Source organism: Litchfieldella qijiaojingensis (genome assembly GCF_014651875.1).
GTDB lineage: Bacteria > Pseudomonadota > Gammaproteobacteria > Pseudomonadales > Halomonadaceae > Litchfieldella > Litchfieldella qijiaojingensis.
The window spans coordinates 20,250-44,820 of sequence record NZ_BMXS01000006.1 but is presented as its reverse complement, the minus strand read 5'-3'; the positions used below and the strand labels follow the sequence as shown (position 1 = coordinate 44,820).

Here is a 24,571-nt window from a genome sequence, read left to right as displayed (position 1 = left end):
ATCGATCATTCTTTCCAAGCCAGCACGGGAGGTTCTCATGAAGGTATACAGACCTGAATGGCAGTGCACGTTTAGCGTAAACGAAGGCGCGGAAGAATCAGCCAACTGGAAAGAACGTCTCGCTTGGCGTATTCGGGAATTCGCAGACAAGCTGGACGGTAGTGGAAGAACGATCAAGATTGACTGCAACGTCACCCCCCAAGTCAGCCGCCAGGATGTCGATACCTGCCTGGGGAAAGGCTTTGAGGTGACCCAGGGCCTACTCACTCAGCTCGCCCACCAAGCCGCCTGCGAAGACGTCATGCGTCACGCCAAGGCAGATCTTTTCGAGGAAGATTATCAGTATTGGGGGCCTGATTTACTTAGGTAAAGAGTAGATCAACAACAGATCCGCAGTTACCGCACCCCATTCAGCCTCAGGCCGAATGGGGTGTTTTCATTCAGGCGTTGGGGGCAATTCAACCCACGGCGCGAACCCAGTGTGCCCGGCCGGATGCCTTCGCCCGATAGAGCGCTTCATCCGCTCGGAGGTAGGCATGCTTCGCGGTGATATTGCTACCGCCATCCAGCAGGTTGAGCCCTGCGGAAACGGTGATGGTGTCATGCGGGCCGTCAGGTGCCGGTTCACCGAGTGCCTCGATGGCCGCCAATAGACAGTCCGCCATGACGGTAGCCTGTTCTGCGTCATCGGTACGGAATACCACGCCGAATTCTTCGCCGCCAAGCCGAAACACGATGTCCTCGCGCCGGCTGAACACCATCCGGGTTGCATCGGCAATACGCTTGAGCAGTTCATCGCCCTGGGGATGGCCGAAACAGTCGTTGTAGGCCTTGAAGCGATCGATATCGAACAGCAGGAGCGCAAGCTGGCGCTCATTGCAATCGCGACGCGACAACTCGCGCTCGAGCACTTCGATGAACGTGCGGCGGTTGTACAACCCGGTCAGTGGATCGTGGCAGGCCAGTTCCGAAAGCTGCGTACTCACTTCACGCAGCCGTGTCATCACCCGCTTGCGATGGTGGACATAAAGCGCCATCACGACGGCCTGGAAGCACATACCGACGCTGGCCGTCAGCGCACCATCGAAAGCCATGGTCCGATCGCGCAGTTCCGGGCCAAAGCCTGAGAAGATGGTGACGTTGATGCCAACGATCATCAATAGCGTGCCCACGCAGCCCCGGCGCACGTCATCGAGCAGCAGGAACGCCATGGCGGGATAGATGAGCGGCAACGTCATCGCCAGCGGATTGTTGGCCCTGACAATGGCCAGTCCCAGCAGGAAAGCGAACAGAAACGCATGGGCGACGTGCGCGACCACGGCCACCGAAGCGCCCATGCGCAGGCTGGAAAGCACACCGACGGCGACCGCCACTCCCATCGCATCGATCACTATTCGCCCGAGGGAACTTTCCACCACACCCAGCAAATTGAGACAAAGGAACAGCCCCCAAACGATGAAGGCCGCGGCCTCCATCAGATTCAGGAGAGTGATGCGAAGATAATCCGGCTGGTCCTCCCAGGTACGGCCACCGGAGGTGAGGAAGTCGCGCGAAAGCCGCTGCCAGCCCCCGGCACGTGGCACCAGGTCGCTGGGCTCCTCCGTGATGCTCGCCTTCGTGATCAGCTCCCCTTTCATGCCCATGCAATGCTCCGCGTCCGAGGATAGGGCACGGTAGTCGGGGGAGCCCGTGCAGCTTCTCATCCCCCTTTTATGGTTATCGTCAGCCGTCTCCGCGACCTCTTGTTATCAGTTAAGCGAGCTTTGTAACATTTTGCAACAAAGAGATTCATCAAGGGTCATTCGAGTTCGACCGCAGTCCCGCTGACCACGATACCACCACTTTTCGGCACCTCTACCTCAAGCCGGCTCGGCCGGCCCATTGCCTCGCCCTGGCGGATCGTTAACCGGGCGGGGGCTTCGATCAGCCCAGCATCGCGTAGATAGCCGCCCAACGCCGCAGCCGCCGCGCCGGTGGCAGGATCTTCCACCACACCGCCCACCGGGAAGGGATCGCGGGCGTGAAACAGCGTCGCCGACTCCCGCCACACCAACTGCAGCGTGGTGAGATTCTCGCGCAACATCAGCGCCTTGAGCCGTTCGAAGTCGTAGTCCAGCCGGTCGAGCCGCGCCTGCGAATCCGCCGCCAAGACCAGATGCCAGGCGCCGGCATAGGCTTTGGCCGGCGGCAAGGCGGTATCCAGCTCGTCGGCTTGCCAGCCGAGAAGCGCCAGCACCTCCTCGACCAATGCCGGTGACGCCGACTGATATTCGGTAGGTACCGATACCAGCGAAGCCTGCCATTCGCCTTCCGCCTGGTTCACCGTTACTGGCACCTTGCCCACGGCGGTATCCAGTGCATAGGTCCCGGCTCCGCTCAAGCGTCCCAGAACCACGCCGCTGGCCACGGTGGCATGGCCGCAGAAGCTCACCTCGGCCTGGGGGCTGTAATAGCGCACGATACGCTGGGTGCCATGCAACGGCGCGATGAAAGCCGTTTCGGAATATCCCACCTCGGCGGCGATGCGCTGCATGGAGGCGACATCGGGGAGCGTATCGCCCAGCCAGACACCGGCTGGATTGCCCCCTTGAGGATCGCGAGTGAACGCGGCGAGTCGATACAACGTGCCAGTCATGGGAAACCTCCTGTATTCATGGTCGATGACTGGCATTCTGGACTTAGCTGGTGTAATGACAACGGATAGTTTCTTAGCCATAGGCTTAGCCAAGGTTAGCCATGAACCGAACGCCACTCCCTCCCCTGGCTACTCTGCGTGCGTTCGAAGCGGCAGCGCGCCTGGGCAGCTTCAGCATCGCCGCTGAGGAACTGCACGTCACCGCCGCGGCCATCAGCCATCGCATCAAGGCACTGGAAGCCAGCCTCGGGATCCGATTGTTCGACAGGATGGCCAGAGGCGTCTCGCTGACAGAGACCGGCTCACGCTACCGCGAACGCATCGCCGAGGCCTTCGCGATGATTGAAGCGGCGACCGAGGAGCTCGGCACCCCGCCCCTCGATGGACCGCTTACGGTCTCGGCTCCGCATGCCTTTATCCAGCATTTCCTGTTGCCTCGGCTGGGCCGGCTGCTGCAGCGCCATCCTGGGCTGCAACTGAGCCTGAACGGAGACGACCGGCTAGCGGACCTGCGCGGTGGAGAGGCCGACGTCGCCATCCGTTTCGGTAATGGTCACTATCCCGGCCTACGAGTCGATTACCTGTCGGGAGATGCCATCACCGTGCTGGGGCCAGCCACCTCGTCACGCAACGAAGACTGGCAAAAAGCCTGCTTCATCGAGGATAGCGGCGCTACCGCCACCGAGCCCTGGAGCCATTGGCCACCCTGGTGGCGAGAAGCCGGCCTGCACGACCCGACCACGCTACGCCGGCTGAAGGTTTCCGATAGCGGACTAGCCCTGGCCGCCTGCCGCCAGGGTACGGGGTGGTGCCTGGCTCGGCTTTCCGTAGCGCTCGACACGATCCAACAAAACCAAGTGCTGCCGCTACGTCACTGGCGTCGCACGGAGTTCAGCTACTACTTGGTCACGCTACCCGCCATGGCGGACACGCCACGGGTGGACGCCTTCCGCACCTGGGTGCAGGACGAACTGCGGGACCTGGTGCAGGCGATGGACGAGGCAACCATGACCCCATCAACGAGGAACCCGCCGTGAAGGCGGGTTCCGTGTTGATGCACCCAACGCATTGCTGATCCACCTGCTGACAGAAGTGCGGAGTGAGGTCAGTCGGTTGCGCCGGCCAGCTCATCGAATTCGCTCTTGAACGCGTCGAGGTCGTACTGCATGCCGTTCAAGACCGTGCTCCAATGCCGCACCTGCGCGGCCGCCGCCACCGCCTCGCGGATCTCGGCCTCACTCGCCCCTTGAGCCCGCGCCCCCTTGGTGTGGGCATAGGAGCAATACGCGCACGGGATCTGGGCGGCGACAGCGAGGCTGATCAACTCCCGCGTCTTGGCATCGAGCACCGCCTGTTCGTTTTCGAGGGCGCTGCGCGCCTCGAGCGCCGATTGGAGGCCGTGCTCGGGATAGGTTTCGCTGAAGAATTTCGGTGCGTCCTGGGCGACGGCGAAGCTGGACATGCCGAGGATAAGAGCGCTAGCCAATAGATACGTCTTCATCGGATGCCTCCTGATGTGCAATGGGGCGATTACCGCAACCCAAGTATAGGCCCCCAAGCAGCTCCACTGGGTCGACCTGCGTAACGCGGAATCAGGTAACCTGACGGGCAACCAGATCGCCGCGCTTCAGGAGCTGATGGCCGACCACAGCGCCACCGCCGATGCCTGGATCAGCTACGTCCCTGGCGTCGCACGGAATTCAGCTACTACTTGGTCACGCTCCTCTCCATGGCGGACACGCCACGGGTGGACGCCTTCCGCACCTGGCTCAAGGAAGAGATACAGGATCTGGCGCAGGCGCTGGAAGAGGTCGAGGCATAGAGGGCGCCGATCGCCGAACTCCTGGTGGCTCGACTGGAAACCGCGCCGGATTCAGTCTCGAGGATTCATTCATCAATGCACTGCCGATGTCGCCGGCTCGAACAGCAGCTTGATGTAGCTGCGTAGCAGCATCAGTTGCTTAGGAAGAATGTTCGGGTCACCGGTTGCCCGGCCCAACACCAGCCCGCCCTCGATCACGGTTGACACCATGTCGGCGAGCGCATCGAGATCGACCGGCTCCTTCGTTTCGGAGTGCTCGACGATCTCCTCGAGGAGCGTGCGAAAGCGAGCGCGCCAATGGAAGACGATGTGCTGGTTCAGCTCGCACACGCCACGGTCGAACAGGCGTTCTTGATAGGCGTAGGTTGCAACGAGGCATCCTGGATGCCCGCCCGGCAGGTCGGCCATCGTTTCAGCTAACAGTTTCAGGCCAACCAGGAAGCCGTTTAATGGATCGGTAGCAAGCTCCCGGCCGCGGGCGAAGACATCGTCGAGCAGCGCATCGTCACGCTCCATGTATCGCTGCAGCAACGCTCGCGCCAGCTCGTTCTTGTCGCGGAAATGGTAGAAGAAACCGCTTTTCGTGATCCCGGCTTCCGCGATGACTTCCTCGATCGAAGTAGCGCCGAATCCCTTGGCCAGTACCGCCGCCTCCGTAATGGCCAGGATCCGCTCGCGGGTCGCTTCCCCCCTGCCCATTGCCATGGTTGCCCCCGTACCTGCCGAATTCACTGTACCGGAAGTCCAGTTCGCTAGCTCCAGATCTTGCCGCAACGTCCCTGTCGACACGAAACCTCTTCGTATGTTCTTGATTGTAGTTGAAGAAAAATCCCTCGCGAGAACCGTACCACAGGTTCACTAGCCGGCGATCAGGTGGCCGACCATCCTTATCACAGTGCCGACGCAAGCCCGAAAGTGAATCGAAAAGGGGGAGAAACTGTCATGTCTGAAGCAACCGATGCGGCCCGCAACGTGACTGCCTTCGACGACAAGCGGGCCGAAGTTTTCGCCGACCGGCTCGTCGACATTCTTAATGCGGGAGCACTCTCTCTGATGACCTCGATCGGTCATCGCACCGGCCTGTTCGACACCCTAGCCGGCATGGGGCCCGCCACGAGCCAGGAAATCGCGGATAGCTCGGGTCTCAACGAACGCTACGTGCGCGAATGGCTGGGTGCGATGACGGTGGGAACCATCATCGAACACGACCCCGCAGCAGGCACCTATCACTTGCCACCGGAGCACGCAGCCAGCCTCAGCCGCCGTTCGCCCACGGACAACGTGGCAGTATTCGCGCAGTACATCCCACTGCTGGGAGCGGTGGAGGACGACATCGTGCACTGCTTCCGGCACGGTGGTGGAGTGCCCTACGAGCGCTTCGGCCGCTTCCACGAGATCATGGCCGAGGACAGCGGCCAGTCGGTAGTGCCGGCATTGGAAGAGCATATCCTTCCGCTGGAGCCGGGGCTCAAGGAACGCCTCGAGCGAGGCATCCGTATGCTGGACGCCGGCTGCGGTCGGGGGAAAGCCATCAACAAGCTGGCAGCGCTGTTTCCCAACAGCCACTTCACCGGTTACGACATCTCCGAAGAGGCGATCGCTCTCGCCCGCGAGGAGGCTCGCGAACTCGGCAACACCAATGCGACCTTCGAGGTTCGTGATCTCACTGACTTCGACCGTACCGCCGAACCGGCGGCGTTCGACTTCATCACCACCTTCGATGCCGTCCACGACCAGGCCGATCCACCAGCCGTGTTGCGTGGTATCCGCCGTGCCCTGGCCGACGACGGCATCTATCTGGCCCAGGACATCAAGGGTTCGAGCCACCATCACGAGGACTGCGAACACCCGATCGGGCCACTGCTCTACACCCTTTCATGCATGCATTGCATGACGGTGTCGTTAGCACGCGGCGGTGAAGGGCTCGGCGCGATGTGGGGGAAGGAAAAGGCCCTGGAATACTTCCAGGCGGCCGGCTTCGGCGATATAGAAGTCCACGAGCTCGCACACGACTTTCAGAATTACTGGTATGTGTGCCGTCCTCGGTAACTTGCTTGCTGGTCACACGGAAACGAGCCTCAATACAAAAGCCTGCCGGGTCGGCAGGCTTTTGTCTGAATGGCTGGCCCCCTGAATGTCTATTCCTCTGAAATGCCTGTCTCTACTGTCGCGAGCGCGGCGCGTGCATGGTCGGGATATTGCAGCAGGGTTTCCATTTTCTGCTGTGTGTCCGTATCGCTCGAGGGTACGTAGGTGATCAGGTGCAGGGGGATGCCATTGCCGCCGGCCACCTGGAGGACGGCATAATCGAAAACCAGCCGCCCCACTTCGGGATACTCGTAGACCTTCACGCCATCATGGGGAAGCTGCACGTTGTGCTCCTCCCACCACTCGGCAAACTCTAGGCTCTGCTCTAGGAGTAATCCGATCAGTTCGTTGAACCAGGGATCATCGATATAATTGGCGTAGGTTAGCCGCAGCTTGGCGACACAGTCGCGGGCGTGCGATTCCCAGTCCACGAGCATGCGACGTATTCGTGGGTTCAGGAACAGCTGATGGATACCGTTCCTCTCGATTCCCTGCATGGCGTGGAGGTCGCCGTGGATGATGGTCGCGGCGCGGTTCCAGGCCAGGATGTCCGAACGCGCGCCCATTATCCACGCCGGGCAGAACTCGAGTTGATCCATCAGCCGCTGAAGCTGGGGGCTCACCACGGCCTCGCGTGCCGAGCCATTGCTCCCGTTCTCTGAACCATAGCCGCCGAGGGTCAGTAGATGTTGCTGCTCGGCAGGCTCGAGCTTCAACGCGAGGGCGATGCGTTGCAACGTGTCCATCGACGGATGCACATCTCGCGTCTGCTCCAGCCAGGCATACCACTCCGTGCTGATACCGGCCAGCTCAGCGACTTCTTCACGACGCAAGCCAGGGGTTCGCCGCCGCGCACCACGCGGCAGGCCGATCTGCTCGGGTTGCAACCGAGCACGCCGAATTCTCAGGAAGGTAGCGATCTCGCTACGACGGTCGTTACTAAGCACTGTGCTTTTCCTTTGGGGGGAAGTGCGGATACCAGTATACGGCGTTCCTTATTCCCCGCTCACAGCCAACGTATGTTCTTCGTCACCAGCCACGGCCGATCTTCAGGTGCAGTCGACGATCGCGTCCCGCTGAGCTATGTAGTCACCAAGCAGCAACAGGAGTGCATTCATGCGTTACCGCAAATTCGGCAATACTGGCCTGTTCGTCTCCGAGCTTTGCCTGGGCACCATGACCTTCGGCGGCGAGGGCGAATTGTGGAGCCAAATCGGCGACCTGCAGCAGAGCGATGCGGAAAAACTGATCAGCCGCGCGCTCGATGCGGGCATCAACTTCATCGACACCGCCGATGTGTATTCCGAAGGGCTGTCGGAAAGCATCACCGGGCAAGCGCTGAAGAACCTCAAGGTGCCACGCGACGATATCGTGGTGGCCACCAAGGTGTTCGGCGAGACCGGCAGCCGGGGGGTCAACACTCGAGGCAACTCACGCTACCACATCATGAACGGGGTCAAGGCGAGCCTGCAACGCCTGCAGCTCGATCATATCGACCTCTACCAGATCCACGGCTTCGATCCGGCGACACCGATCGAGGAAACCGTGCGGGCACTCGATAACCTGGTACAGCAAGGCCACGTACGCTATGTCGGTGTCTCGAACTGGGCGGCCTGGCAGATCATGAAGGCGCTGGGGATCGCGGAGCGCCACGGCCTGGCGCGTTTCGAATCTCTGCAGGCCTACTATACGCTCGCCGGCCGCGACCTGGAGCGAGAAATCATTCCCATGCTGCAAAGCGAGAACCTCGGCCTAATGGTATGGAGCCCGCTTGCCGGTGGCCTCTTGAGCGGCAAGTACGGGCGCGAGACTCAGGCCGAGGAAGGCAGTCGCCGCACCACCTTCGACTTCCCGCCGGTGGAGCTGGGGCGTGCCTATGACTGCATCGACGTGATGCGCCGGATCGCCGAGGTAAAGGGGGTGTCCGTGGCACAGATTGCGCTGGCCTGGCTGCTCCACCAACCAGCCGTGGCCAGCGTGATCGTCGGTGCCAAGCGGGTTGACCAGCTCGACGACAACATCGCCGCGACGCAGGTCGAACTCAGCGACGCCGAACTCGCCGAACTCGAGGCCGTCAGCGCCCTGCCGCCCGAATACCCGGGCTGGATGTTCGAGCGCCAGGGGGAATACCGCCGCGAGCAGTTGGCGCAATCCCGCAAGCATTAGGCTTTGTCGCTGGCCCACAATGACACATGCCGGCCATTTGGCCGGCATGTGGTGCAAGAGTGGATCATGACACCGTTCTCCTGGCTTTCAGAGCACGAAAGCCATGCCGTCACGCCCGGCAGAATGGCCAGAACTGATAAAAGTGCCGACAGCGGAACTCGGCTTCACAAGCCGCAAGCTGTGATTGATAGCGGCTCGCTTGGGCACTGACCTGCCTGGCGGCCTGCATGACCTGGGGCTTGCTCCTGTACGTGCCACGCCGATAGCCGCCGCGGCCCTCGTGGTACGCGAGATAGAGATGCTCGGGGTTATACAGGGAAATGCCCAACTGGCGGTGAGTCTGAGCGTTGTACCAGCCAATGAAATCGGTGGCATGTTTCATGTGGGTGCGGCGCGCGAAGAAACTCCCGGCATCGTCCCGATATTCGCCCCACACGGGGTCCTGGGCCTGGGCATAGCCATGGGCGGAGGACGGGCGTGGGCCGGGGAAAATCCACAGGATGCGTTTCCTGGGTGGGCGCACGTGGCTGCGAAACGACGATTCCCGCTTGACGAAGGCCATCTGCGTGGCAATCGGGGTGCCCCATTTCTCCTGGGAGTCGCGGGCGTAGTCATACCACTTCGGCTGCTCGCGAAAGATCTCGCAGATATTGCTCTGATCCTGCGGCGGGGACGGCGCCATCATCGCGCATCCACTGGACAGTAGCCCGAACCCCACGATCAGCAACCACCGCCATGCCTGCATCACATAGCCAAACATGTCCCGCGCACTTCCATGCTGCTCAACCGATGAGCCCACTTCGCCTCCCCACGAGTCGCCGCTGTAGTTTTGCCCCGCATGATACCTTACCGCGGAGCATGGCGAGTCAACGGGTTCACTGCTTCAATGCGACTCACCCAGCAACTCGTCGAGCGCTCGATCTACCAGGCCGGGCCACTCGCCCGGGGCGAGTTCCTGGAAACCGGCCTCGCCGGTGAAGGCGCTGGAGAAGACCACATCCGGCTCGAGTGTCTTCAGCAACCGCAGGCTCTCGGCCAGCGTCTCTTTATCCTCCGGGGTGTTGTGTCCAGGAATGAAGCCGGCGCGCCAGCCTCCATCCTTGGTGCGATAGAGGGTATCGCCGGTGAACAGGTAGCGCTTGCCGTGGGGTGAGTCCACCAGGAAACAGGTGCTGCCTGGGCTATGGCCGGGAGTGGGAATCACCTCGATAGCGTCCAGATGGCGCTCGCGCTTCTCGAACAGGATTTCCGGGATGCGCACGCGAGCGAAGTCGTCGCGCTCGGCGACATGACCGGCCAGTTGGGTCCCGAAACGCTCATGGATCAGCGCAAGGGTTTCCCCCACTTCGTCGCGGTGGCTCAGGTACTGGTAGGCCACGCCTCCCAGCTCCACCATGCGCTCGATCTCGTGGCGGTGGCCGGTGTTGTAGAAAAGCACATTGCCCACTTCCCGAACGAGCAGGTAAGCATGAACGGTGAGCCCCGGGAAGGGGCTCTCCACTTCGGTCTCCCAGACGTCTGGCTGTACGCGTTGCATGGTTCGCTTCCCTCTCAACCAAGTGACAGCCAATAGCCTAAGACCTCAAGTAAAGTTCAGGTCAAGCAGGAAGGTGCCTAAACTGGCGTCAACACCCGCTGGGAACAGCATATATCACTTGTTAAGCATTAACTTAACAATTGTTTTCATGTATATCACTGAGGTGCGCGGAATCCTCGCATATACTTTCCCTATGCTTCTGCTTCCGTGCTCCGGGCGCCTTTTCCCCGACCATGCTCGTCGATTTATTCAGCACTTCATTTATTCTAAACAAATTAGAGAGATCGAATTTTTCTATATCTGGAATTCACTCGATTGGGTAAAATTGACTACTATCAATCAATAGATCGCTAAGTAGTCAAGCCTGATGCTGGTGATTATTGCCTATAGTAGAATGTAAAGGCTCAAGCAAAATAGTAACAACAAAGCCTTATTTTGAAATATATTGTATAGATTTTGTGTCTTTTTTAATCTTTACGAGCTTGAGGTTACAAGTTGTCTTGATCTCAAGACATGGGGCTGAGGGGTTACATATGTCATTTTTATATGAAGAAAACCACACAATAAAATTGATTGATAGATTGCTCAAGAGAAAGCATGACATCACTATTTTCTCCAAAGCAATGACGTACTCCATTCCGGCCAAGGTCATTGACATCGACTCGAATAACGGAAATTTATCGTTAGAAGCCGCTTTTGGCGGTAAAAGCATCGACAACTATATTAGAAATGAGATGATTTCTTTTGACATGGCAGTCAAAGGAGATGATGGCGAGCTAGAACTTTTTAACTTTGAAAATGTCGTCGCGCAAGCATTCAAAAAAGACATTGACCTTTATGAGTTAAAATGCAAGCTCCCTAAATCAGTGATCACCAACGAGAGTCGTGGCGCAATCAGAATACCATTTATCTTGGGCATGTATGCCAGGGTCACCTGCGAAATCTATGAAAAAGAGCTCTCCATAAAAGCAAAGCTACGAAACTTGTCAGTAGGTGGCTGCATGATAGACATACCTATTGAAGAGAGCGCTGCACTTTTAATTGGTCAAAACCTTCCCGGACTCTCAGTTGAGTTCCCTAATGGGCAGTCCTTCTATACCAAGGGCCGCATTCGTCATATGCGGCCATTTGGGAATTCCAGCCATGCTGCCGTGGGAATCCAGTTCATCGAGGTTGATTATGAGTTGCAGCAAAGACTGTTTTATTTCGTATCGGAGTCAGAGCGTGAGGCAGCCAGTCGAAGCGGGATAATAGAAAAGGGGGAGTATTCATCGCCGCTATTTATTGCTGGGGAAAAGGAAAGAATGAAACTCCAACGCGAAGAAAAGGAGAAAGTTGAGCATTCCAGGCAACCTCCCATGGTAAGAGGCATCAGAGAGATCGCCAAGCAATTACATATCATGCAAATGTTCATAAAAAACAATAACATTTTCCCTGAGGACGCTTTGTATGACTGCGCTGACACTCTGATTTTCCTCATCGGAAAGGATCGGAAAGCTTTATTGTATTCGCTTTCTTTTTTACGAGGCGAACCTGAGTGGGTAAGGCATGCCGTGCAAGTTGCGGCAATCCTGGCTGATTTTCTGATAGCCAAGGACCCACATGCCGGGATGATTCGTGAGGCCACGGCAGGAGCACTGCTGCACACCATGGGCAAACCCATGCTGTTAAGCAGGCGCCTTCCTTCCCTGAAAGCAAATATGACCCCTTCTCAAAAAGAGCTGCTGAAAAATCATGTCAACATTCTGGAAGATCAGCTAGCAATGCTTGGCTGGCAACCAGGAAAAATCTTCAGTGAGGTTATTCTGGATTGCAATGAGCGTCTGGATGGAAGTGGCTATCCAGCAGGAAAAACAGCAAGCTCGCTTTCCGAACTTACCCGCCTTGTGTCATTGATAAAAATTTTGAACAAGTTGATGCACTCCCGAAATGGAGTTTCACCAAGGTCACCATTGGATGCGTACCGTTGGGTGAATGAGCACTCTGAAATGTATGACAGGGTTTTGTTGGTTGAATATATCCAAATATACGGATTATACCCTATTGGCAGCTTGGCAAAGTTCTCTGGTGGGTTCCTCGCCTGGGTCTTGGACATTGATGCCAAAGGCTTTCCCAACAAGGTTCAGGTGGTCAAAAACTTGTCTTTCCAAGACACAACCATCGACATAGTTCTTTCGACAGCCGATTTCAAACAGATCGGAAAGCTTGAAGGTATCGTCGATCCTGATGATTATAATATTCAATCCAAGCTCACGGTTCAGTGAATTGCTCGTAGTTGTGGGGTCCCGGATGAACATCCGGAACCCCACAATTACCTAAGACCTCAAGCAAGGTTTAGATCAGCACGAGGCAAACGCTTCGAAAGTGATCATGCGACTTTCCCGGGTCGGCATCCGGCCATGTCGATAGTCGCCGGAAATGGTGACATCGACGAAGCTCGCCTCACGCAACAGCATCGCGAACTCCTGGATTCCCCACCAGCGTAGACTGAAGCGCTCCAGCTCGGTGCCAACCAGCTTCCCCTGCTGCCAGTGTTCGTAACGCAAATAGGCGTGGGTCGTCTGGGCGGCGAAGTCGGTATGAAGGGGGTGAGTCGTCAAGGTCAGGTAGTCGTCCTCTGGGACCTGCCAACTTCGGATGCCGTCTTGAGCGGTGATCAATGTGCCTGCTTGATCGAGGTCCAGGATCAGCCGCCCCCCAGGTTCCAGATGGGCATGAAAGCGCTCTAGTGTGGCTCTGGCCTGGCCGAAATCGGTGATCAACTGGAAAGATCCCACCGGCAGGATGATCGCCGCAAAGCTCTCGAAGCGCTGGAGGGTGAGTTCAGGCGATACGCCATGGTGCTCGCAGTGCGCCCGGCAGCGGGCCAGCATTTCTTCGGACGCATCGAAACCGACTAGTTCGAATCCCTGCGCCAGCAGTGGAATCGACATGCGACCGTTACCCACCGCCGGCTCCAGGATCGGCCCCCGGCAGCCACGGAGCCGTTCGCCGTAGAATTCGATGTCGCCAAAGGAATGGCCTATCGGCTTGTCCAGATCGTAGACCCAGGCTGCCAAGGTGCCGTAGCGGTTATTAAACATGCAATGTCCCTCCCTGGAAGGTGGTGACCTGTTCACCCAGCTAGCTCTAATTTAGGTCACCTCCGATCAGCCAAAGTTCAAGCCAAAGCCTCACGAATCTTGGCAGCGGCCTCCGCTAGCTCCTCGGCCTCCGCCTGAGCCAAGCCCTCCACGCGGATATCCTGCATCCTATCGAGCGGCACCAGATGGATATGCACGTGCGGGACCTCCAGGCCGACGACCAACATCCCCACTCGCGCGCAGGGAAACGCTTGCTTGATCGCCTTGGCCAGCTTCTGCGACACCGACATGAGATGGGTCGCCAACTCCAACGGTAGGTCGTCCCAGTGATCGATCTCCTGGCGTGGGATCACCAGCACATGACCGGGCTTCATGGGATTGAGGGTCATGATGGCCACGCACTGCTCGTCCTCCCAGACGAAGTGACCCGGGAACTCTCCCTGGATGATACGGGTAAAGATAGTTGCCATATCGGCTGTCTCCTCTCAGAAAACCCCAAGATGCCACAGATGGACGAGGCAATCCCGCCACAGGCGGCGAGAAAAGGAAAGCGACGGGCAACGGCTATCAGGGACTGTCCCCGACGGCTGATGATGCCCTCCCGCTCGGCCGTGCGAGACAGGGATCCGGCGCACCGGCGAGCTCACTGGACTTGTGCCGAACCGGCGGCTCGAACGCATGGACGGCGACCCGGGGATACCGGTCTGGCCGGCTGGGGTTCTCGCACAGCACTCCTAGCTGAGGGCGGAAGTCGCGAGTCCCGAGGTCCTCCAGGCTCGCGGGCTTGCCATCGCGCATCAGCAGGCCACAGCGCTCTCCATCGGGCTGTACCCTGGCACTCTCCAGCGGCTCCAGCGTGCCGTCACGGCCAAGAGTGGCCACCAGCAGGTCACCCGCGCGGCTGGTCATCTCGATCACGCCATCATCCGCCAGGGATAGGGGCTTGGGAATTCGCTGACAGCTCCTCAGGGTCGGGCTGGTATCGGTACGGGAATAGCGCCCCCACCACCAGCCCTCGTCCTGTTTCCAGTAGATCACCGAGGGCACCGGTTCGTCGTTGGCGGCCCGGGTTTCGCCCCAGGCCCGGTACTCGTAGTTGGTGACACAGCCGCTCAGGCCGAGGGTCAGCCCTAGCACCACCAGCATTGTCCGGATCATGGTGATCGCCTCCCGCGATTCAGCCCCACAGCATGTCGACGATGCGGTCCCCGATGGAGGGATCGTTCCAATAGGCGATGTGCGCCAGCAGCCAGATATCGCCGGACGTCACCACATGGCCCCGTAGCAGCCAGCTGGCTTGCTGAACGGAGGGGCCGTAGCGGGTTTCCACCGGGCCGCGGGCGCCCTGGCTCTGCACGGGCTTGCCGAACAGACTGCCGCTGACGATGGGGTCCAGGGGGTTATAGTAGTTGTGCCAGGCAAAGAGGCTGTGGCGGGCGTCGGCAAGGGTATGGATCTGCCGCTTGTCGAACACCTGGATGCCGGCAAACTGGAGGCCGAGCCCTAAGGGGCTCCCCATGCTGATATACCCCTGAACCGGCCAGCTCGTGCGATCGTCGCCCTTGAAGTAGTGCGGGCTCTGGATCAACTCGTTGATGACATCGAGTGCGTAGATCGTCCCCAGGCTATGGGCCACGACGATCAGCTGATGATGGGCGCGGTAGGACTTGAGGAGCTCTTCGCGCAACCCTTGTCTGATGACGCCGGCGGTGGAGGCGTTGGTCGCCGCGGTGACGACATCCCCGACGGCATCGATCACCAGCTCGAGCGACCTTCCCGCCAGCGGCTTGCCCGAGGTAACGGCCCTCGCCAGCGCCTGATGGAAAGCCTGTGCCCGGTCGTTGATATTCTCGTAGAGGTAACTACGCACGACGAAGTCGCGGTCGATGTGGTTAGCGGCGAGGGAGCCGGCAATCAGCGCCCTGATCTGCCGGTCGCACTGGATGCCCTCGTCTTCACCCACCTGAACGCCATGAACCACCAGGACATGCGCCGGCTTGTTGAAGTCCACGGCCATGGCCATGCCTCATCGTCGGGACGACAATAAGACAAAGCGTAGTCGGGCTTCCCGGCAGCAGCCATGGGCTTGATGCCTGCGGTAGGCAAGATATTGCTATCAAAAAGGCCTCGGGCTGGAAAGGGCGCCATCCCGTTGCGGCAAGACGACCTCTTCCATTCGTGGTGAATATGGCACCTCAAGGGGCGAGGACAATGCGGCATGCTCAGGTACGATATAGTTTCAGCGCCTTGACGCGCTCCTGATAGGCCCGTACGCGATCCTTCAGTTCGTCTTTTCTCAGCGATGCGACGCCATGCACGAGAAAGTTCAGAGCTGTAGTCAGCCCACCGGTCGACTCGAGAATCAACCCCGTCTTGGTCTGCATGGTGATGATGTGAGGCGTGGTGACGTGCTGGGCGATACCATACTCGTCGGCGAAGACGACCAGCTCGGCGTCGTTGCGCACGCACTCCTGGGCAAAGGTAATCCCGGCCTCGGCGTAGGGAGCGATGTCGATAAGGATCAGGCAACTGCGCTCCTTGTTGCTGTCGAGCCAGGGACCGATGACGCCGCCGTAGAGATTGAGGAACTCCACACCAGGGCGAACCAGCGCCAAGCGGTTCGCAAAGTCCTCGGCCAGGCCGCTGACCGTCTGGAAGCCGCAGACGAAGACCTTCTCCGCACTACTGACGACATCCAGTATCGTCGTCCAGCGCGGCGAGTCGAGCTGCTTCGAGAGATCGACCAGCGCCTCGATCTCGCGACTGACCGGCTCACCGAGGTTGGCCCCTTCCCGATCGACACGCTCGATCAGGGTCGGATTGAGCAGTGACTGGACCCGTACCTGATCCCGCAACTCCTCCTTGAGGCTCTTCAATCCGGCATAGCCCAGCCGGCGCAGGAATCGGCTCACCGTATTGGGGCTCACACCGCTTTTCCTGGCCAGGCTCTCCCCGTTCTCGAAGGCGATGTCGTCAAGGTTCGCCTGGATATAAGCCGCCAACGTGCGTTCCGCTGGCGGTAAATCATTGAAATTCTTATCGAGTCGTTCGGCAAACATAGCTCCATCCTGGCAGCGGGGCATGGCTAGACTTTGATCTTGCGCTGGAAGATTTATGTCTTATAATGACTCAAAGACAGACTTCTGTCATCTCAGATCGGTACCTGGCAAGGTGCCAACCGGCACTTTCTTCGGCCTGGGATAACAACAACAAAGGAGAGATCACATGCATTTCACCCCGTTTCGCGTTTCCCTCGCCCCAGGCATCATGGGCACACTCGGCCTGGGCTTCCTCGTCGCCTCCTCACCAGCCCTCGCGGCAGGCGAACTACATCTCTACAACTGGGGGGACTATATCAACCCCGAAGTGCTCGAGCGATTCAGCGACGAATACGACGTCGATGTCTCGCTGGACACCTACGGCAGCAACGAAGAAATGCTCGCCAAGCTACAGGCCGGTGCCACCGGTTACGACCTGGTGTTCCCCTCGGTACACATGCAGGACATCATGTATCAGCTCGATCTCCTTGAGCCCACGTACATCAATCAAAGCGAGCATTTCGCCAATATCGACCCCGATTTCCTACGCGCGAAAACGGATTCCGAGGGCGAATACTGCTTGCCTTACGCATGGGGCACCGTGGGCATCCTCTACAACAAGAACCGGGTCGACGAGATGACGTCGTGGGAGGATTTCTTCAACGCCGCGCGTGACGGGAAACAGGTGGCCATCCTCGACGACATGCGCGAGGCCCTGGGAGTGGCGCTGATCGTCAATGGCGACTCCGTCAATGCGACCGACAGGGAAGCGCTGGAGCGTGCGGGCAATTACCTCATCGAGCGCAAGCCGCTCATATCCGCCTTCACCTACGATAGCGTGCCCATGGTCCAATCGGGAGACTTGGCTGCCGCGCACTACTTCGTCGGGGGGATGATGTACGTCAATGAGGACCCCGAGAACCTGGGCTACGTGATTCCCGAAGAGGGTGCCACCCTCTATCAGGAAAACATCTGTATGCTGAAGACGGCGCCCAACAAGGAAAACGCCAAGCAATTCATGGAATTCTTCCTGCGTCCGGAGATTGCGGCGCTCAACACCCGCCAACAGATGAACGGCACACCCAACGTCGAGGCACGCGAACTGCTGCCCGACGCGCTCAAGAACAGTCCAGAGATCAACCCACCCAGTGAGGTCATGGACCGGCTGCAGATTTTCGAGGATCTGGGGCGCAGCCTGCAGCTCTATGACCGCACCTGGACGAAGGTCCGCACCGCCGAGTAGCCCCTTCCCTGAGCGAACTGATCGACGCCGCCGCGCCCGGCGTCGTCGAAGGAGTGCCCGATGAAACCCTCTTCTGCTACGGCGCCGGTCGTCGAGATCCGTCGCGCGACCAAGCGCTTCCGCACCCCCGAAGGCCAGACGGTGCATGCCCTGGCGGGGATCGACCTGAGCGTGAACCCCAACGAGTTCGTCACCCTGCTGGGCCCATCCGGCTGCGGTAAGACGACACTGCTGCGCACCATCAGTGGGTTCGAGGCCCTGGACGACGGCTCGATCCACATCCAGGGTCGCGCGATGAACCACATCCCGCCCCATTCGCGTCCCGTGAACACGGTATTCCAGAATTACGCGCTGTTTCCCCACCTCTCGGTGGGCGACAACGTCGGCTACGGCCTGGCGGTTCGCAAGGTGCCGCGCCGCGAGCGGGAAATGCGCGTGGGCGAAGCTCTGGAGATGGTGGGCATGAATGGCATGCAGCAGCGCAGCCCCGGCCAGCTCTCCGGCGGTCAGCAGCAGCGCGTCGCACTGGCCCGGGCCATCGTCAACCGACCCGCCCTGCTGTTGCTGGACGAACCGCTCTCAGCCCTCGACCGCCATCTGCGACAGACCATGCAGCGCGAACTCAAGAGCCTTCAGAGCGAACTGGGCATCGCCTTCGTGTTCGTGACCCACGATCAGGAAGAGGCTCTGACCATGTCCGACCGGATCGTGGTCCTCAATGGCGGCCATATCCAGCAGGAGGGTTCGCCGTCCGAGATCTACAACCGCCCCGTCAACACCTTCGTCGCCGAGTTCATCGGTGAGAGTAATCGCTTCCAGGGGATGCTCGAACCCTTCGACGGCCAGTTCAGCCGGCTACGCCTCGAAGATGGCGATACCCTGACCCTGATGAGTCCGGCAAGCGGCGCAGCAGACGCGCTTCACGTCATGCTGCGCCCCGAACAGTTCTGCGTACACAAGCCTACCGAAGCAGCCGAGGAGTATGCCTCCCTATGTGGCCGGCTCGCCCAGAAGGCATTCGTCGGCCGCGACATGGAGATCACCCTGGAAACCGCCTCAGGCCGTCCAATCAAGGCGGCACTGCGCGGGCATGACAGCCGGACCTTGGCCGAGCGGAATGTCGGCGACGAAGTCACCCTCTGGTACGCCACCAGTGCACCCCACGTGATCGCAGCCTAGGGAGCCGGCCATGAATACGACAGATACCGCCTCCTCGCTCGAGGCATCCCGCAAGCCACGGCTCTTCCGGGTGCCGCGCAACGTGCACTGGGGCCTGCTTGGCCTGCTAGGCCCCGTAACGGCCTTCCTCGGCATTTTCTTCCTCATGCCACTCGTCATCATGGCCATCTTCAGCCTGCTGGAGCCCGGTCTCTACGGCGGTGTGGTGTGGTCCTTCTACGCGGACAACTTCGGCCGCATCCTGGGCTGGGCGAACGGGCCCATCGAAGAGTTCGACATCGTCTACCTGCGCATTCTGATGCGCTCGTTCAGGATCGCCCTCATCACGGTCGCTCTTACCCTGCTGGTGTGTTACCCGGTGGCGTTCTGGGTGAGCCGGCTGCCACCCAGGCGACGCAACTTCTGCCTGTTTCTGATCACACTGCCGTTCTTCGCCAGCCTGATCGTGCGGCTCTATGCGTGGGTGCTGATACTGCGCCCCTCGGGGTTTCTCAACCAACTGCTGTCGACGCTTGGCGCGATCCGCGAGCCGATAGAGCTGATCTACACAGAAACAGCCGTACTGATCGGCCTAGTCTATATCATGGTGCCGTTCATGTTCCTGCCACTCTACGCCAGTATCGAGAAGCTCGACCGCCAGTTGATCGATGCCTCCTACGATCTCGGCGCAGGCAGGATCGCCACCTTCCGACGCGTGATCCTGCCCCTGACCATGCCCGGTATCATGGGGGGCGCCATCCTGGTCTTCATCCCTACCCTGGGCAACTTCATCGTCCCCTCGCTGCTCGGCGGGGCCAAGGTACTGATGATCGGGAACCTGGTCGAACAGCAGTTTCTCTATGCCCGCAACTGGCCGTTCGGCGCGGCCCTGGCAATGCTGATCATGAGCGTCGTGCTGGCGCTGTTGATGCTCTATGTACGCACGACCCTGAAACGGCGCTCGCCGCGGGGTACCGCCGCCAAGCCACGGACCAAAGACCGTGCGGAGGGCCTGACATGAGCAAACTGTTCGGTCTCCTGAGACAGCGCTTCCTCACCGCTTACAGCCTGCTGTTTTTCGTCTTCCTCTATGCACCGATCCTGCTGATCGTGGGCTACTCCTTCAATTCGAACCCCATCAACATGATGGTGTGGAAGACGTTCACGCTAGACTGGTACCGCTCGATCTTCGGCCTCTCCACCCAGCTCGGCGAGAACGCCCTCTACGTCGAATCCACCGATCAGCTGCTGGCCGCGGTGCGCACCAGCCTGGTCGTGGCGCTGACGACGACGCTGTTCTCCACTGTGGTCGGCACCCTGACAGCCCTGGCGGTCGCTCGCTACCGGTTCCGACTACAGAGCTTCTACCGATTCTTGCTGTTCATGCCCATGGTCATGCCGGACATCGTGCTGGGTATCGCCCTGCTGATCTTCTTCGTCAGCGTGGGCATGCCGCTGGGCACGGGATCGATCATCCTCGGCCACTGCACCTTCCTGATCAGCTACGTGTTCATCATTGTCAGTGCACGGCTGGCGGGCATGGACACCCGGCTCGAGGAGGCATCGGCCGACCTGGGCGCGGGAGTCTGGACGACGTTTCGGCGGATCACCCTGCCGCTGATCGCTCCCGGCATCGCTGGTGGCGCGATGCTGGCCTTCATCATCTCCATGGACGACCTGGTGATCACCTACTTCATCTCCGGGGTGGACGCCACGACCCTGCCGGTCTTCATCTACAGCATGATTCGACGCGGCATCAAACCCGAGATCAATGCCATCGCCACGCTGTTGCTGCTCGCTTCCTTCGTGATCGCCGCCGTGGGTCTCTACCTGCGCAACAAACAACACTCCGCCACGCCAGCAACCACTGAAAAAGACCCTAACGATGAGTGACTCTCCAACAACACCGCATCGTCGTGCCCGGGAGCTCGGCCTGCCCTTTTCCGGCATCACCGGTCCCCACAACGCCATCACCGACGTTCCGGGCGTCCTGGTGGGCTACGCCACCATCGACCGTCCCGCACGGAATCCCGGGCGTTGGGCCAAGACAGGCGTAACGGCGATCCTGCCACGCGGCCATGCGACCGAGCCCCAGCCGGTGTGGGCGGGCTACCACGCACTTAACGGCAACGGCGAAATGACCGGCACCCACTGGATCGACGACGGCGGCTACTTCGTCGGCCCCCTGTGCATCACCAACTCCCACGGCATCGGCATGGTCCACCACGCCGCCGTGCGCTGGATGATCGAACGCTACGCACAACGCTGGCAACGCCACCACCTGTGGGCCATGCCGGTGATCGCCGAAACCTACGACGGTGTGTTGAACGATATCAACGGACTCCACGTCCGCGAGGAAGACGCCCTGGCCGCCATGAACGGCGCCCAGAGCGGCCCCATCCGGGAAGGCAACGTGGGCGGCGGCAACGGTATGATCTGCTACGAGTACAAGGGGGGAACCGGTACCGCATCGCGACGGGTCGAGGCAGATGGCGACAGCTATACTCTCGGCGCCCTGGTCCAGGCCAACCATGGCATTCGCGACTGGCTGCAGGTGCTCGGAGTGCCCGTGGGTCAAGCGCTTCGAGACGACCATCGCATACCGGGACTCGAAAGCGAACGCGGCTCCATCATCGTGGTGCTGGCCACCGATGCGCCGATGATGCCGCACCAGCTCAGGCGCCTGGCCAAGCGTGCGGCCATCGGCATCGGCCGTGGCGGCACACCCGGCGGCAACAACTCCGGCGACATCTTCATCGCCTTCAGCACCGCTAATCCGCGCCCGATGCCCCAGTTCGCCGGGGCAAAGCAAACTTTTGACTATCTCAACGACGAGGTCTTCGACCCCTTCTACCTGGCCGCAGTGGAAAGCGTGGACGAGGCGATCGTCAACGCCCTTCTGGCGGCCGAGGACGCCCCCACCCAGCGCCCCGGCGGCCATGTCTGCAAGGCGATCTGCCCGGAGACACTGTCACGGTTGGTTCACGGTGCCCAATGCGAAACGGGCCTCGCTCAGTAATTACGAGCTTGGATCTCGAGGCTGCGTCGCCCGGATGAAGTAACCCCTCCAGAGCAGCGCAGGCCAAGGTGCAGCAATCAGGGGAAAGGGGGTCATCCCCGATTCTGTTTCGATGTTCAGGGAACGTTTAGCATCGGTACTGATACCGCTCAGCGCTTCTGCTGCAACTCGGCGGCCTGGGCGCGCAGGCGCTCTTCCTGCTCGCGCAACTCCGGCGTGAACTCCTCACCAAAGTCGTCGGCCTCGAATACCTGGCGGATCTCGATCTCGGCCTCGGTGCCGGGCATCGGATTCGGGCAACGCTTGACCCACTCGATGGCCTCCTCCTTCGACTTCACCTGCCACAGCCAGTAGCCGGCAATCAACTCCTTGGTCTCGGCGAAAGGGCCATCGATGACGATGCGCTGGTCACCCGAGAAGCGCACGCGCGCACCCTTGCTGCTCGGCTGCAACCCTTCATCACCGCGTCACCTCTCCCAACAGCTCGAGGTCGTCGTCATGCAGGGCGACCAGCAGGGGCTCGCCTCGCTCGTTGACGCGGAATCGGCCGTAGCGCGCCGACTCATAGCGCTCGGCATGGCCTTCCTGGAAGAAGAAGGCATTGGTGGCAAACTTGACCTGGCCGTTGCGTAGCCGATAGCGAAGCCGCTTTTCACTGTCCGCCAGTGACTCCTCCCCGGAGCCCAAACGCTGAAAGTTCGCTACGCGCTGTTCATCCAGACGCACGATAACTTGGCCGTCAGCGACATCCGCGGCATCATCGCCAGCCACGGCAATGCCGGCCTGGGCAAGCCTTTCTCTGAGAGGCCTCACGGGTCGGCTCATGAAGATGTCCCCGTGTGAGTCGCCCAATAAGTGTCGATATCGCGATCCCAGGGCGCGACATCGCCGCCGAGCCGTTCAACCAGGAAGTCGATCATCGCCCGCAGCAGCAGAGGCTGGTAGCGGCGCGACAGGTACACCGCGTGAATGCCCAGTGGCTCCGGCTCCCAGGTCGGCATCACGCGTACCAGCCGGCCTTGGCGTAGGTCATCGGCAACGAAATAGGTCGGCAGCATCGCAATCCCAGCGCCGGCCAGCGCGGCCACGCGCACCACGCCGGTTTCGTTACTGGATAGTCTCCCTCTCACCGGCACAGCCACGCTGCGGCCCTCCCTGCGCAGGCAAATCTCACTGCGGCTCACATAAGCGTGTGCCACACTGGCGTGCTCGGCCAGCCCCTCGGGCGTTTGCGGCACGCCGTGCCGCTCCACATAGCCGGGAGACGCACACAGTACCGAGCGACAAGAACACAGCCGTCTCGCCACCAACGACTCATCAAGCTGGTTGGTGATGCGCACCGCCAGGTCCACCCGCTCCTCCACCAGGTTGACGGCCCGCTCCAGCACCAGCAGCTCGACCTGCGCCTGCGGATGACCTTCGAGAAATTCCGCCACCGCCTCAGCAAGCCAGGCCTGGGCGAACGACTGGCTGGTGGCGATGCGCAACCGGCCTTTGGGCTCGACACCGCGAGCTCCGGCCGCAAGCTGCACCTCGTCCGCGAGATCCAGCATTTGTCGGCAACGCGACAGTGCCTCGTGACCGGCGTCGGTCAGCGCGATGCGGCGCGTCGTGCGGTGCAGCAGCCGCGCGCCCAGCCAGCGCTCCAGGCTTTCGAGATAACGGCTGGCCATCGCCCGCGACATGTCCAATGCTTCGGCGGCCGCGGTCACGCTGCCGCGCTCGGTCACCGCGACGAACACCTGCATGGCGGTAAAACGGTCCATCTATTTGCTCGATCTGGTTGACAAACTTTTGATCATAATAACGTATATCCAACTATTCCGAACTAATACCATGCACACAACACCTTGTTCACTCACCTCCCAGGATAAGTGCGATGAAAAATTCCCTCTCTCCGATCCGCTGGTTCACCCTCGCCATTGCATCGCTGGGCTTTGCGTCCGCCAACGCTGACGCGCAGACCGACGAGGACTCAGCGGCACCGCTGACGCTGCAGGTCTACAACGCCGATGCCGGAAGCTTCCACGTCAATGCCGTACTAGTGTCCGGCGAACATGACGCCGTGTTGCTGGATACCGGCTTTACCCGCGCCGATGCACTGCGCATCGCGGCCATGGTTCTGGACAGTGGAAAAAACCTGAAAACGATCTACATCAGCCAGGCCGACCCCGATTTCTACTTCGGCATCGACGTCCTCGAGCAGTTCTTCCCCGACGCGGAGGTGGTAGCCACCGAGCCGACGGTGGAGAAGATCGAGGCCACCCTGCCAACAAAATTGCAGGTCTGGGGCCCGCGTCTGGGCGCCAACGCACCGCAGGAGGTGCCACTGCCCGAGGTGCTATCCGGCAACACCATCACACTCGAGGACCAAGTACTGGAAATCCGTGGCCTGGACGACAGCCTGCCGCACCGGAGCTACGTGTGGATCCCATCCATCGAGACAGTGGCCGGCGGCGTGAACGTGTACGCTGGACTGCATGCATGGACCGCCGACGCCCAGACAGCAGCGGAGCGCGCGGCCTGGGTGGAGAAACTGGACGACATCGCCGCACTGAATCCGGCCACCGTGGTACCGGGCCATTCCCTGCCCGACCAGCCGCAGGATGCTTCGCAGTTGGCCTACACCCAGGATTATCTGCAGCGTTTCGAGACGGAACTGGCCAAGGCCGATGACAGCGCGGCGTTGATCGAGGCGATGCAGGACGCCTACCCGCAAGCGGGCCTGGGCATCGCGCTGGAGATCGGTGCCAAGGTCAACACGGGTGAGATGGAGTGGTAG

26 protein-coding genes are annotated in these 24,571 nt (G+C 60.2%); 11 read left to right on the top strand and 15 right to left on the bottom strand.

The genetic code is table 11. The features are described from left to right. The first annotated feature begins 37 nt into the window (after positions 1-37). Positions 38-370, top strand: coding sequence for a hypothetical protein (locus tag IE093_RS07985; protein WP_189467941.1), 333 nt, complete (start codon positions 38-40; stop codon positions 368-370). An 88-nt stretch (positions 371-458) separates the two neighbouring features. Here the strand turns inward: IE093_RS07985 and IE093_RS07980 are convergent, their stop codons facing one another. Both IE093_RS07980 and IE093_RS07975 read right to left on the bottom strand, forming a co-directional pair. After that, positions 459-1,643 carry a GGDEF domain-containing protein gene (locus tag IE093_RS07980; RefSeq protein ID WP_189467939.1) on the bottom strand — a complete coding sequence of 395 codons (1,185 nt, stop codon included), beginning with the start codon at positions 1,641-1,643 and terminating at the stop codon, positions 459-461. 155 nt (positions 1,644-1,798) lie between these two features. Continuing rightward, a complete protein-coding gene (locus IE093_RS07975) occupies positions 1,799-2,635 on the bottom strand; it encodes a PhzF family phenazine biosynthesis protein (protein WP_189467937.1) in 837 nt (278 codons plus the stop codon). 101 nt (positions 2,636-2,736) lie between these two features. Between IE093_RS07975 and IE093_RS07970 the strand changes: the two genes are divergently transcribed. After that, a complete protein-coding gene (locus tag IE093_RS07970) occupies positions 2,737-3,672 on the top strand; it encodes a LysR substrate-binding domain-containing protein (RefSeq protein WP_189467935.1) in 936 nt (311 codons plus the stop codon). 68 nt (positions 3,673-3,740) lie between these two features. Here IE093_RS07970 and IE093_RS07965 read toward each other — a convergent pair whose 3' ends face one another. After that, positions 3,741-4,136 (bottom strand): carboxymuconolactone decarboxylase family protein, encoded by a 396-nt coding sequence (locus IE093_RS07965; RefSeq protein WP_189467933.1) that lies wholly within the window; start codon positions 4,134-4,136, stop codon positions 3,741-3,743. Positions 4,137-4,529: 393 nt separating this feature from the next. Beyond that, positions 4,530-5,246 (bottom strand): TetR/AcrR family transcriptional regulator, encoded by a 717-nt coding sequence (locus tag IE093_RS07960; RefSeq protein ID WP_229803381.1) that lies wholly within the window; start codon positions 5,244-5,246, stop codon positions 4,530-4,532. Positions 5,247-5,399: 153 nt separating this feature from the next. Between IE093_RS07960 and IE093_RS07955 the strand changes: the two genes are divergently transcribed. Then, positions 5,400-6,506: a class I SAM-dependent methyltransferase gene (locus IE093_RS07955; RefSeq protein ID WP_189467931.1), complete on the top strand. Its 1,107-nt coding sequence runs from the start codon at positions 5,400-5,402 to the stop codon at positions 6,504-6,506. 89 nt (positions 6,507-6,595) lie between these two features. Here the strand turns inward: IE093_RS07955 and IE093_RS07950 are convergent, their stop codons facing one another. Beyond that, positions 6,596-7,492, bottom strand: a complete 897-nt coding sequence (locus IE093_RS07950) for a helix-turn-helix transcriptional regulator (RefSeq protein WP_189467929.1) — start codon at positions 7,490-7,492, stop codon at positions 6,596-6,598. Positions 7,493-7,661: 169 nt separating this feature from the next. On the opposite strand from IE093_RS07950, the gene IE093_RS07945 reads away from it, so the two are divergent. Then, positions 7,662-8,711 carry an aldo/keto reductase gene (locus tag IE093_RS07945; RefSeq protein ID WP_189467927.1) on the top strand — a complete coding sequence of 350 codons (1,050 nt, stop codon included), beginning with the start codon at positions 7,662-7,664 and terminating at the stop codon, positions 8,709-8,711. Between the two features lie 109 nt (positions 8,712-8,820). On the opposite strand, the gene IE093_RS07940 is transcribed toward IE093_RS07945, so the two are convergent. Continuing rightward, positions 8,821-9,471, bottom strand: a complete 651-nt coding sequence (locus tag IE093_RS07940; RefSeq protein WP_229803380.1) for a transglycosylase SLT domain-containing protein — start codon at positions 9,469-9,471, stop codon at positions 8,821-8,823. 123 nt (positions 9,472-9,594) lie between these two features. Continuing rightward, on the bottom strand, positions 9,595-10,248 hold the full coding sequence (locus tag IE093_RS07935; RefSeq protein WP_189467925.1) for an MBL fold metallo-hydrolase: 654 nt from the start codon (positions 10,246-10,248) through the stop codon (positions 9,595-9,597). Between the two features lie 533 nt (positions 10,249-10,781). Between IE093_RS07935 and IE093_RS07930 the strand changes: the two genes are divergently transcribed. Next, entirely contained in the window at positions 10,782-12,512 is a 1,731-nt protein-coding gene (locus tag IE093_RS07930; protein ID WP_189467922.1) for a PilZ domain-containing protein, read from the top strand. Positions 12,513-12,587: 75 nt separating this feature from the next. Here IE093_RS07930 and IE093_RS07925 read toward each other — a convergent pair whose 3' ends face one another. From IE093_RS07925 to IE093_RS07905, 5 genes are all read right to left on the bottom strand, one after another. Continuing rightward, complete coding sequence (locus IE093_RS07925; protein ID WP_189467920.1) at positions 12,588-13,331, bottom strand: class I SAM-dependent methyltransferase; 744 nt, start codon at positions 13,329-13,331, stop codon at positions 12,588-12,590. A gap of 77 nt (positions 13,332-13,408) precedes the next feature. Next, on the bottom strand, positions 13,409-13,801 hold the full coding sequence (locus IE093_RS07920; RefSeq protein ID WP_189467918.1) for an HIT family protein: 393 nt from the start codon (positions 13,799-13,801) through the stop codon (positions 13,409-13,411). A 97-nt stretch (positions 13,802-13,898) separates the two neighbouring features. Next, positions 13,899-14,489 (bottom strand): hypothetical protein, encoded by a 591-nt coding sequence (locus IE093_RS07915; protein WP_189467916.1) that lies wholly within the window; start codon positions 14,487-14,489, stop codon positions 13,899-13,901. Positions 14,490-14,508: 19 nt separating this feature from the next. Beyond that, a complete protein-coding gene (locus IE093_RS07910; protein ID WP_189467914.1) occupies positions 14,509-15,348 on the bottom strand; it encodes a hypothetical protein in 840 nt (279 codons plus the stop codon). 205 nt (positions 15,349-15,553) lie between these two features. Beyond that, the gene (locus tag IE093_RS07905) at positions 15,554-16,390 is read right to left on the bottom strand and encodes a MurR/RpiR family transcriptional regulator (RefSeq protein WP_189467912.1); all 837 of its coding nucleotides are present in this window, start codon (positions 16,388-16,390) and stop codon (positions 15,554-15,556) included. Positions 16,391-16,556: 166 nt separating this feature from the next. Between IE093_RS07905 and IE093_RS07900 the strand changes: the two genes are divergently transcribed. Genes IE093_RS07900 through IE093_RS07880 form a run of 5 tightly spaced genes read left to right on the top strand, consistent with a single transcriptional unit; the run spans position 16,557 to position 21,789 of the window. Continuing rightward, complete coding sequence (locus IE093_RS07900) at positions 16,557-17,612, top strand: ABC transporter substrate-binding protein (protein WP_229803378.1); 1,056 nt, start codon at positions 16,557-16,559, stop codon at positions 17,610-17,612. Between the two features lie 60 nt (positions 17,613-17,672). Next, complete coding sequence (locus tag IE093_RS07895; RefSeq protein ID WP_189467910.1) at positions 17,673-18,791, top strand: ABC transporter ATP-binding protein; 1,119 nt, start codon at positions 17,673-17,675, stop codon at positions 18,789-18,791. Positions 18,792-18,801: 10 nt separating this feature from the next. Continuing rightward, the gene (locus IE093_RS07890; RefSeq protein ID WP_189467908.1) at positions 18,802-19,791 is read left to right on the top strand and encodes an ABC transporter permease; all 990 of its coding nucleotides are present in this window, start codon (positions 18,802-18,804) and stop codon (positions 19,789-19,791) included. Further along, positions 19,788-20,663, top strand: coding sequence for an ABC transporter permease (locus tag IE093_RS07885; RefSeq protein ID WP_189467907.1), 876 nt, complete (start codon positions 19,788-19,790; stop codon positions 20,661-20,663). Before IE093_RS07890 ends, IE093_RS07885 begins: the two co-directional genes overlap by 4 nt. Further along, positions 20,656-21,789, top strand: a complete 1,134-nt coding sequence (locus tag IE093_RS07880; protein ID WP_189467904.1) for a DmpA family aminopeptidase — start codon at positions 20,656-20,658, stop codon at positions 21,787-21,789. The genes IE093_RS07885 and IE093_RS07880 overlap by 8 nt, the downstream gene beginning before the upstream one ends. Before the next feature lie 149 nt (positions 21,790-21,938). On the opposite strand, the gene IE093_RS07875 is transcribed toward IE093_RS07880, so the two are convergent. From IE093_RS07875 to IE093_RS07865, 3 genes are read right to left on the bottom strand one after another with little or no spacing between them, the layout of a single operon-like run. Then, complete coding sequence (locus tag IE093_RS07875; RefSeq protein ID WP_229803376.1) at positions 21,939-22,241, bottom strand: YciI family protein; 303 nt, start codon at positions 22,239-22,241, stop codon at positions 21,939-21,941. 7 nt (positions 22,242-22,248) lie between these two features. Next, positions 22,249-22,614: a GDYXXLXY domain-containing protein gene (locus IE093_RS07870; RefSeq protein WP_189467902.1), complete on the bottom strand. Its 366-nt coding sequence runs from the start codon at positions 22,612-22,614 to the stop codon at positions 22,249-22,251. Further along, positions 22,611-23,555 (bottom strand): LysR family transcriptional regulator, encoded by a 945-nt coding sequence (locus IE093_RS07865; RefSeq protein ID WP_189467900.1) that lies wholly within the window; start codon positions 23,553-23,555, stop codon positions 22,611-22,613. The genes IE093_RS07870 and IE093_RS07865 overlap by 4 nt, the downstream gene beginning before the upstream one ends. Positions 23,556-23,668: 113 nt before the next feature. On the opposite strand from IE093_RS07865, the gene IE093_RS07860 reads away from it, so the two are divergent. Next, positions 23,669-24,571: an MBL fold metallo-hydrolase gene (locus tag IE093_RS07860; RefSeq protein ID WP_189467898.1), complete on the top strand. Its 903-nt coding sequence runs from the start codon at positions 23,669-23,671 to the stop codon at positions 24,569-24,571.

What these genes read in the sequence shown, in the direction of transcription:
- IE093_RS07985 (WP_189467941.1), top strand. Translation starts at nt 38, where the DNA reads ATGAAGGTATACAGACCTGAATGGCAGTGCACGTTTAGCGTAAACGAA.
- IE093_RS07980 (WP_189467939.1), bottom strand. Translation starts at nt 1,643, where the DNA reads ATGGGCATGAAAGGGGAGCTGATCACGAAGGCGAGCATCACGGAGGAG.
- IE093_RS07975 (WP_189467937.1), bottom strand. Translation starts at nt 2,635, where the DNA reads ATGACTGGCACGTTGTATCGACTCGCCGCGTTCACTCGCGATCCTCAA.
- IE093_RS07970 (WP_189467935.1), top strand. Translation starts at nt 2,737, where the DNA reads ATGAACCGAACGCCACTCCCTCCCCTGGCTACTCTGCGTGCGTTCGAA.
- IE093_RS07965 (WP_189467933.1), bottom strand. Translation starts at nt 4,136, where the DNA reads ATGAAGACGTATCTATTGGCTAGCGCTCTTATCCTCGGCATGTCCAGC.
- IE093_RS07955 (WP_189467931.1), top strand. Translation starts at nt 5,400, where the DNA reads ATGTCTGAAGCAACCGATGCGGCCCGCAACGTGACTGCCTTCGACGAC.
- IE093_RS07945 (WP_189467927.1), top strand. Translation starts at nt 7,662, where the DNA reads ATGCGTTACCGCAAATTCGGCAATACTGGCCTGTTCGTCTCCGAGCTT.
- IE093_RS07940 (WP_229803380.1), bottom strand. Translation starts at nt 9,471, where the DNA reads ATGTTTGGCTATGTGATGCAGGCATGGCGGTGGTTGCTGATCGTGGGG.
- IE093_RS07935 (WP_189467925.1), bottom strand. Translation starts at nt 10,248, where the DNA reads ATGCAACGCGTACAGCCAGACGTCTGGGAGACCGAAGTGGAGAGCCCC.
- IE093_RS07930 (WP_189467922.1), top strand. Translation starts at nt 10,782, where the DNA reads ATGTCATTTTTATATGAAGAAAACCACACAATAAAATTGATTGATAGA.
- IE093_RS07925 (WP_189467920.1), bottom strand. Translation starts at nt 13,331, where the DNA reads ATGTTTAATAACCGCTACGGCACCTTGGCAGCCTGGGTCTACGATCTG.
- IE093_RS07920 (WP_189467918.1), bottom strand. Translation starts at nt 13,801, where the DNA reads ATGGCAACTATCTTTACCCGTATCATCCAGGGAGAGTTCCCGGGTCAC.
- IE093_RS07915 (WP_189467916.1), bottom strand. Translation starts at nt 14,489, where the DNA reads ATGATCCGGACAATGCTGGTGGTGCTAGGGCTGACCCTCGGCCTGAGC.
- IE093_RS07910 (WP_189467914.1), bottom strand. Translation starts at nt 15,348, where the DNA reads ATGGCCGTGGACTTCAACAAGCCGGCGCATGTCCTGGTGGTTCATGGC.
- IE093_RS07905 (WP_189467912.1), bottom strand. Translation starts at nt 16,390, where the DNA reads ATGTTTGCCGAACGACTCGATAAGAATTTCAATGATTTACCGCCAGCG.
- IE093_RS07900 (WP_229803378.1), top strand. Translation starts at nt 16,557, where the DNA reads ATGCATTTCACCCCGTTTCGCGTTTCCCTCGCCCCAGGCATCATGGGC.
- IE093_RS07895 (WP_189467910.1), top strand. Translation starts at nt 17,673, where the DNA reads ATGAAACCCTCTTCTGCTACGGCGCCGGTCGTCGAGATCCGTCGCGCG.
- IE093_RS07890 (WP_189467908.1), top strand. Translation starts at nt 18,802, where the DNA reads ATGAATACGACAGATACCGCCTCCTCGCTCGAGGCATCCCGCAAGCCA.
- IE093_RS07885 (WP_189467907.1), top strand. Translation starts at nt 19,788, where the DNA reads ATGAGCAAACTGTTCGGTCTCCTGAGACAGCGCTTCCTCACCGCTTAC.
- IE093_RS07880 (WP_189467904.1), top strand. Translation starts at nt 20,656, where the DNA reads ATGAGTGACTCTCCAACAACACCGCATCGTCGTGCCCGGGAGCTCGGC.
- IE093_RS07870 (WP_189467902.1), bottom strand. Translation starts at nt 22,614, where the DNA reads ATGAGCCGACCCGTGAGGCCTCTCAGAGAAAGGCTTGCCCAGGCCGGC.
- IE093_RS07865 (WP_189467900.1), bottom strand. Translation starts at nt 23,555, where the DNA reads ATGGACCGTTTTACCGCCATGCAGGTGTTCGTCGCGGTGACCGAGCGC.
- IE093_RS07860 (WP_189467898.1), top strand. Translation starts at nt 23,669, where the DNA reads ATGAAAAATTCCCTCTCTCCGATCCGCTGGTTCACCCTCGCCATTGCA.